Annotated in this window: 6 protein-coding genes; 4 read left to right on the top strand and 2 right to left on the bottom strand. The window is 35.8% G+C overall.

Features of this window, described 5'->3' with window-relative positions:
* Positions 1-72: 72 nt before the first annotated feature.
* Positions 73-702 carry a type B chloramphenicol O-acetyltransferase gene (catB, locus tag HX062_RS15825; RefSeq protein ID WP_010256763.1) on the bottom strand — a complete coding sequence of 210 codons (630 nt, stop codon included), beginning with the start codon at positions 700-702 and terminating at the stop codon, positions 73-75.
* Positions 703-1,378: 676 nt separating this feature from the next.
* Here catB (HX062_RS15825) and HX062_RS15830 point away from each other — a divergent pair.
* From HX062_RS15830 to HX062_RS15845, 4 genes are all read left to right on the top strand, one after another.
* On the top strand, positions 1,379-1,927 hold the full coding sequence (locus HX062_RS15830) for a hypothetical protein (protein ID WP_180906897.1): 549 nt from the start codon (positions 1,379-1,381) through the stop codon (positions 1,925-1,927).
* A gap of 94 nt (positions 1,928-2,021) precedes the next feature.
* A complete protein-coding gene (locus HX062_RS15835) occupies positions 2,022-2,993 on the top strand; it encodes an IS30 family transposase (protein ID WP_180906896.1) in 972 nt (323 codons plus the stop codon).
* 274 nt (positions 2,994-3,267) lie between these two features.
* Positions 3,268-5,187, top strand: a complete 1,920-nt coding sequence (tet(36), locus tag HX062_RS15840) for a tetracycline resistance ribosomal protection protein Tet(36) (protein ID WP_150433341.1) — start codon at positions 3,268-3,270, stop codon at positions 5,185-5,187.
* An 80-nt stretch (positions 5,188-5,267) separates the two neighbouring features.
* The gene (locus HX062_RS15845; RefSeq protein ID WP_150433340.1) at positions 5,268-5,609 is read left to right on the top strand and encodes a winged helix-turn-helix transcriptional regulator; all 342 of its coding nucleotides are present in this window, start codon (positions 5,268-5,270) and stop codon (positions 5,607-5,609) included.
* An 885-nt stretch (positions 5,610-6,494) separates the two neighbouring features.
* Here the strand turns inward: HX062_RS15845 and catB (HX062_RS15850) are convergent.
* Positions 6,495-7,124, bottom strand: a complete 630-nt coding sequence (catB, locus tag HX062_RS15850; protein WP_010256763.1) for a type B chloramphenicol O-acetyltransferase — start codon at positions 7,122-7,124, stop codon at positions 6,495-6,497.
* Between the last annotated feature and the right edge of the window lie 329 nt (positions 7,125-7,453).

Genomic DNA, 7,453 nt, shown 5'->3' on the forward strand with positions numbered 1-7,453 from the left:
AACGTTATGTGTAATTTTAGCCGCAAACGCAGTTAAAACAAAAAGGCTCCGAATTTCGGAACCTTCTTTTTATCATTTCATTTTTCTAAAAAACTTGTACAACAAATCGATTTTATTTGAACAAAGAATTGGCATTGCTTCAAAAAGGGTTTCTTCATCCCATTCCCACCATTTCATTTCCTGCAATTTTTGGATGTCATCATCACTAAATCTCTTTTTTATCAATTTGGCTGGATTTCCCCCTACAATTGAATAAGGTTCAACATCTTTTGTAACCAAAGCACGACTGCCAATAACAGCTCCATCTCCTATCTGAACTCCTGGCATTATCATAGCTTCACTACCAATCCAAACATCATTCCCAACAACTGTATCTCCTGCTTTTTGAAATCCATCTTGGCTTTTACTGAAAACATCAAATTCAGACATATAAAAAAATGGAAAACTGGAAATCCAATCATATTTATGACCTTGATTACCTGCCATTATGAAACTTGCACCGCTCCCTATTGAACAATAAGAACCGATAATTAGTTTATCGACATCATTCCTGTCCGGAAACAGATAACGAGCACAATCGTCAAATGAATGACCGTGATAATAACCAGAATAATAAGAATATTTACCCGAAATTATATTGGGATTAGTTATGTGGTCTTTGATTATTTTTCCTTTAAAAGGACTTTCGAAGTAATTTTTCATTATTTAACATATTTAATTTACAATAAGAGACAATAAGGAAACGAAGAATAATACTAAACTATTCTCTTCCTATACGTTGCGTAAAGTAAATATGCTAATCTGATAATTTCATCTGACAAAGATACTAAAAAACTACACATAACATCGCATTGGCAAAATGGCGGGTTAAGTACAAAATTCAACTTTTGTGCTTTTTATTCCGCCGAATGTGTTCCACATTCAGCTTTTTTTTAATAATTTAGCTTCTGTGGAAACACATCGGCTACGTTACTGCTAAATTGAACTTTCGGTTCAATTTATCCGCCACTTCGCCAATGCGTTTCCCGTTATGCGTCAGTGTAAAAAAAGAAAAGACAGAGATTTATTCACTGAAAAGTCTTTGACGAACTGTCCGTTTTTTCGACATAGACAGACAGTTCGGGTTTGACAGACTTTTTACTTCTGTCAGCTTTTTCGGGCGGACAATTCCTCGCAGACTATAAAGGAAGTATTTTTGACTTTTCACTTCATTACATTGACAAATAACGAGCAAAAGCGGGACATTGTGGTTGAGAATTAGTAGGAACTTAATTTATCTCTTTTTTACGAGTGAAAACAATTATAAATGGTAAAACTATTTTTACAAGACTCAAGATTAGAACACTAAGTATTGCGAACATGAAAATTAGAAAAATATATGCTTAAGTTTTTGAGCTCAATAAAAATCAAACATAGTCAAGAAGAAAATATTGTATATAAATTATTTGTAGGGTTTCTTACATATGCTGTCATTTATTACTTTTTTCTTAAACCACTGACAATTGGACAAAGTTTTAAATACAATTTATTTGTAGAGTGGATACCTTTTATTATAGGAATTGTTATTATAACATTACTCAGACTTAACTTTTTAAAAAGACTTCACAAAGGTTTTAAGTCAATTATAGACAGAGTGTTTACATATGTTTTATTGATTATTATGGCTTCAATGATTTCTTATTCAAGTTTTGGAATTACAGCTGAAGCAATATTTCACATTGTTGGCTATAATGTTGCAAAAAACAGTAATCAGATTGTTATGACTCTGCCAATCGAAAGTGTTTATAGTTATAGAGGAAGATATAAAGTATTTTTCTATTTTAACAACAACTATGAGTACTTTAGAATTGGAAATAAACTTTTCAGAAAAATAAAAGAAATTGACATGAAAATTCAAGTTGTAAATGCAACTTTGCAGACAAAATAGGAAAGTTTGTTTTTTTCAGAGCCAGGAGGAATAACTCCCCCTTGCCCTGATGGAAAAAATGAACTATATTGTCTACCGACCAAAGTTGACATTTATGAGTCATTTAACCAGAGAACAAAGATATACTATTTGCACAATGTTGCAAAGTGGGTATCCACAATGTGAGATTGCCCGTGTAATAAATAAAGATAAATCAGTTGTCAGTCGTGAAATCCGCCGTAATGCAGATGCCCGATCTGGCGAATACAAAGATGATTTAGCGCATCGTAAATACCTGAAGCGTCAGGCATACAAAGCTAAAGCGAGAACCTTCACACCTGAGGTTGAGGCTTATGTACGAGATAAATTGCGTCTCAAATACAGTCCGGAACAAATTGCAGGTGTTGCCAAAACAAATGGAGATAACTGTGTATCACACGAACGTATTTATCAGTTTATTTGGCAAGATAAGCGTAAAAAAGGGACGCTATATCTTGACCTGAGAAACCGTGGACGTCGCTACAAAAAGCGAAGTGTGATTTACGACAAGCGGGGAACAATCCCCAATCGTACAGATATATCTCTAAGACCGCCTGAAGTTGAACTACGGGAACGCTTTGGTGATTTGGAAATTGACCTTATCATAGGCAAGGATCACAAAGGTGCCATCTTAACCATCAACGACAGGGCAACCGGAATAGCCAGACTCCGAAAATTAGATGGCAAGGATGCGGAACAACTCGCACTGGTTACTATTGATTGCCTGGAGGATTGGAAACCATTCCTGAAAACAATCACATCTGACAATGGAAAAGAGTTTTCGTGTCATCAGATGGTAGCCGGAGACTTGAAAATCGACTTTTTCTTTGCCAAGCCATATGCAAGCTGGCAAAGAGGTTCCAACGAAAACTATAATCGCTTGGTAAGGCAATATATACCGAAAAAAGTTGATTTCAATTATGTTACACATGAATATGTGAATTATGTGGAACAACAGATAAACAACAGGCCACGAAAAAGATTTGGATATTTATCCCCAAATCAGATATTTGATGGAATTTGGAATCTACTCGAAAAAAGCGGGTGATAACTTTTGGAGCCGTCCCATCGAGCTCGAAAAAAGTTATCCTCGATTTTTTCATCAAACATATCATTTAGTTAATAATCAATAAAGTTGCATTTTCAACTTGAATGTAGGGTTGATTTTAAAATTTATTTTCTACCTTTGTCACACTATGCGGCAGTAAATAATATAATTAGAAATACGAATTCAAGTTCTTGTGGTACATTCTACCATCAAGGATGTATTTTTTATGTGATGCATTTCTACAAAGCATCCGCTATATTATTTACAAAATCAAATGAAAACTATAAATATAGGTATTCTTGCACATATTGATGCAGGAAAAACCTCCATTACTGAGAACTTGCTATTTGCTAGTGGAGCAACTGAGGTACGTGGAAGTGTGGACAAAGGTAATACCACAACCGATTCGATGGATATTGAAAAACGAAGAGGTATCACCGTTAGAGCTTCTACAACGTCTATTCAATGGAACGATACAAAGATTAATATTATCGACACTCCTGGACACATGGACTTTCTAGCAGAAGTGGAACGCACTTTTAGAATGCTAGATGGTGCTATTCTTGTGGTGTCTGCTAAAGAGGGTATTCAAGCTCAAACGAGATTGTTGTTCAATGTCTTGCAACAACTAGAAATTCCAGCCATTCTATTTATCAACAAAATAGATAGAGAGGGAGTAAATCTAAATCAGCTTTATTTCGAAATACAAAATAGCCTTTCAAAAGATATTCTTCTTATGCAATCCGTTGATGGCAAGATTTTAACTTCTAGCTGTACAATACACAACATATCAGAAAAGGACAGAGAAACAATTTTGGAGAAAGATGATTCTTTGCTTGAAAAATACTTAAGCGATACGCAACTCTCAAATTCAGACTATTGGAGTTCAATGATTCATCTTGTTCAATTCGCTAAACTACATCCTATCTACCATGGCTCAGCAATGTATGGCATTGGTATCGAAGATTTGCTAAACTCAATCACTACTTTTATTGAAACATCTCTACCTCAAGAGAACGATTTATCTGCCTATGTCTATAAAATTGAGCATAATAAGAAGGAACAGAAACGAGCCTATCTAAAGATTATAGGGGGAAGCCTTAGAACAAGAAAATCATACAACCTCAATGGCTCAGATGAGAATCTGAAAATAAGAAGTTTAAAGACCTTTTACGCTGGAAACGAAATAGATGTAGATGAAGTTTCTACAAACGATATTGCAATTTTAGACCATGCCGAAAGTCTGATGGTAGGTGATTATTTAGGAACAATGCCAAGTTTATTTGATAAATTGAATATTCCTAGTCCTGCTCTCAAATCATCTATACATCCTGCCAAAGTAGAGGATAGGAGTAAATTAATTTCTGCTATGAATGTATTATCGGTAGAAGATCCATCTTTAACGTTTGGTATCAATGCTGATAATAATGAGCTAGAAGTTTCTCTTTATGGAGCAACTCAACGGGAAGTTATTTTGACTTTGTTGGAGGAGCGATTTTCGGTAGATGCTTACTTTGAAGAGGTGAAAACGATTTATAAGGAACGTCTGAAAACGAAATCGGAATACACCATTCATATCGAAGTGCCACCTAATCCTTATTGGGCATCTATTGGCTTGATTATAGAACCTTTGCCAATCGGTGCGGGACTTACGATAGAGAGCGATATTTCATTGGGCTACTTGAATCAATCTTTTCAGAATGCAGTATTCGATGGAGTCAAGAAAGCCTGTGAATCGGGTTTGTATGGCTGGAAAGTAACCGACCTTAAAGTCACTTTTTCTCACGGAATCTATTATAGTCCAGTGAGCACACCTGCCGACTTTAGAAGTTTAGCTCCCTATGTTTTTCGATTGGCTTTACAACAAGCTGATGTTGAGTTGTTGGAGCCAATCTTAGATTTTAAATTGCAAATTCCAATAGCTGTGAATGCTAGGGCTATTACAGACATCAACAAGATGCAAGGCGAAATATCTACTATTACTTCAGATGGTGATTGGACTACTATTTTGGGTGAAATTCCTTTAGATACTAGTAAAGAATACTCAGCAGAAGTCAGCTCCTACACTCAAGGCTTGGGCATTTTTGTTACTCGATTTTCGGGCTATCAAATCACCAATAAAAAGGTAAGCAGAAGTGTAGAACTGAATGAAAAAGATAAATTGATGTATATGTTTGAGAAGGAATTAGGATAAGAGAATGATAAGCAAAATAATCAAAGAATGCATTCTCGCACTATTTTTGTATCTTGTTCCTACAAATTAACTATACAATTATGTCTGAAAGAAAAATCCCTATATATCTAGAATGTGGTTATAGCATTGCTATGCAGGTGCTTGGCGGAAAGTGGAAAATTTGCATCATAGAAGCACTTCGAGATAAGCCACTACGCCCAAGTCTGATATTCAAGGAGGTGCCTGATGCAACAGAACGTGTAATAAATCAACAACTTAAAGAATTGTTGGAGTATAAGATTATAGATAGAAAAATTTATGCAGAACAACCACCTCGTACTGAGTATTTTCTGACTGATTTAGGTCGTTCCGCATTTCCTTTGTCGCTGTGGCGACAGGAAATCCGCCCGCAGCCCGCCCAAGCCCATAGCCTCGGTCGTTAGGTGTCATAGTAAAAAAAGGAAAAAGACGGATTTGTTGCTGAAAAATCTTTGAGGAACTGTCCGCTTCTTCTCGACTTTTTGACTTATCGGTTAGACTGAATTTGCTGGCTTTCGGGAGTTTGCACGGCGGACAATTCCTCGCAGATTTTAAAGGAAAGAAAATTAGACTTATTACTTTTCAGACTACGACATATAACGAACGAAATTTTGGAAATGGAGATTTCCGATTTGAATATAAGGAAACCAAGTTCATTTTTTGCAGACTCTGCTCTTTAGCGGACTGAAAGTGGTTAACGAACAAACTTGACGAAAAAACAAAAAGAAAAACAAACTCACGGACAACCCGAAAATAAAAAACCCGTTTCGGGCTGTCGTGAAAGTGCTTAAACGGAAAAATTTTCGATTCTATTTCTGCTTTCCGACTGACATTCAGTTCATTTAATTTGAGTTTCTCGACTTTAAAACTGTCGGAAAACATGAATTCTAAGACAAAAAAATCAGTTTTTATTCGTTAATTTGTGCGTAGTTTAGCGGTTAGACTTTAAGAAAAAAGAAAATATAAAATTTACAACGAATTTGAGCGTTTTCGGTTGGAAAATGCGGTTTAACAAGCGACTGAATTGTGGTTTTCGAAGTGAAAGCTCACTAAACGGCCGAAATTTAAACGACTGAAAAACAACAAACTACGACCACCTAACACACGCCTATGTTCACAGGCTGGCTGACGTGCACTTAGCAGGTTTTGCGCCCGCATTCGCCTTGTCGCTGTGCGACAGCGAATACGCCCGCAACCCGCCCGTGCCCATAGCCTCGGTCGTTATGTGTAATTTTAGCCGCAAACGCAGTTAAAACAAAAAGGCTCCGAATTTCGGAACCTTCTTTTTATCATTTCATTTTTCTAAAAAACTTGTACAACAAATCGATTTTATTTGAACAAAGAATTGGCATTGCTTCAAAAAGGGTTTCTTCATCCCATTCCCACCATTTCATTTCCTGCAATTTTTGGATGTCATCATCACTAAATCTCTTTTTTATCAATTTGGCTGGATTTCCCCCTACAATTGAATAAGGTTCAACATCTTTTGTAACCAAAGCACGACTGCCAATAACAGCTCCATCTCCTATCTGAACTCCTGGCATTATCATAGCTTCACTACCAATCCAAACATCATTCCCAACAACTGTATCTCCTGCTTTTTGAAATCCATCTTGGCTTTTACTGAAAACATCAAATTCAGACATATAAAAAAATGGAAAACTGGAAATCCAATCATATTTATGACCTTGATTACCTGCCATTATGAAACTTGCACCGCTCCCTATTGAACAATAAGAACCGATAATTAGTTTATCGACATCATTCCTGTCCGGAAACAGATAACGAGCACAATCGTCAAATGAATGACCGTGATAATAACCAGAATAATAAGAATATTTACCCGAAATTATATTGGGATTAGTTATGTGGTCTTTGATTATTTTTCCTTTAAAAGGACTTTCGAAGTAATTTTTCATTATTTAACATATTTAATTTACAATAAGAGACAATAAGGAAACGAAGAATAATACTAAACTATTCTCTTCCTATACGTTGCGTAAAGTAAATATGCTAATCTGATAATTTCATCTGACAAAGATACTAAAAAACTACACATAACATCGCATTGGCAAAATGGCGGGTTAAGTACAAAATTCAACTTTTGTGCTTTTTATTCCGCCGAATGTGTTCCACATTCAGCTTTTTTTTAATAATTTAGCTTCTGTGGAAACACATCGGCTACGTCACTGCTAAATTGAACTTTCGGTTCAATTTATCCGCCACTTCGCCAATGCGTTTCCCGTTA

Source organism: Myroides sp. DF42-4-2, from assembly GCF_030326445.1.
In the GTDB taxonomy this organism is placed as follows: Bacteria; Bacteroidota; Bacteroidia; order Flavobacteriales; family Flavobacteriaceae; genus Flavobacterium.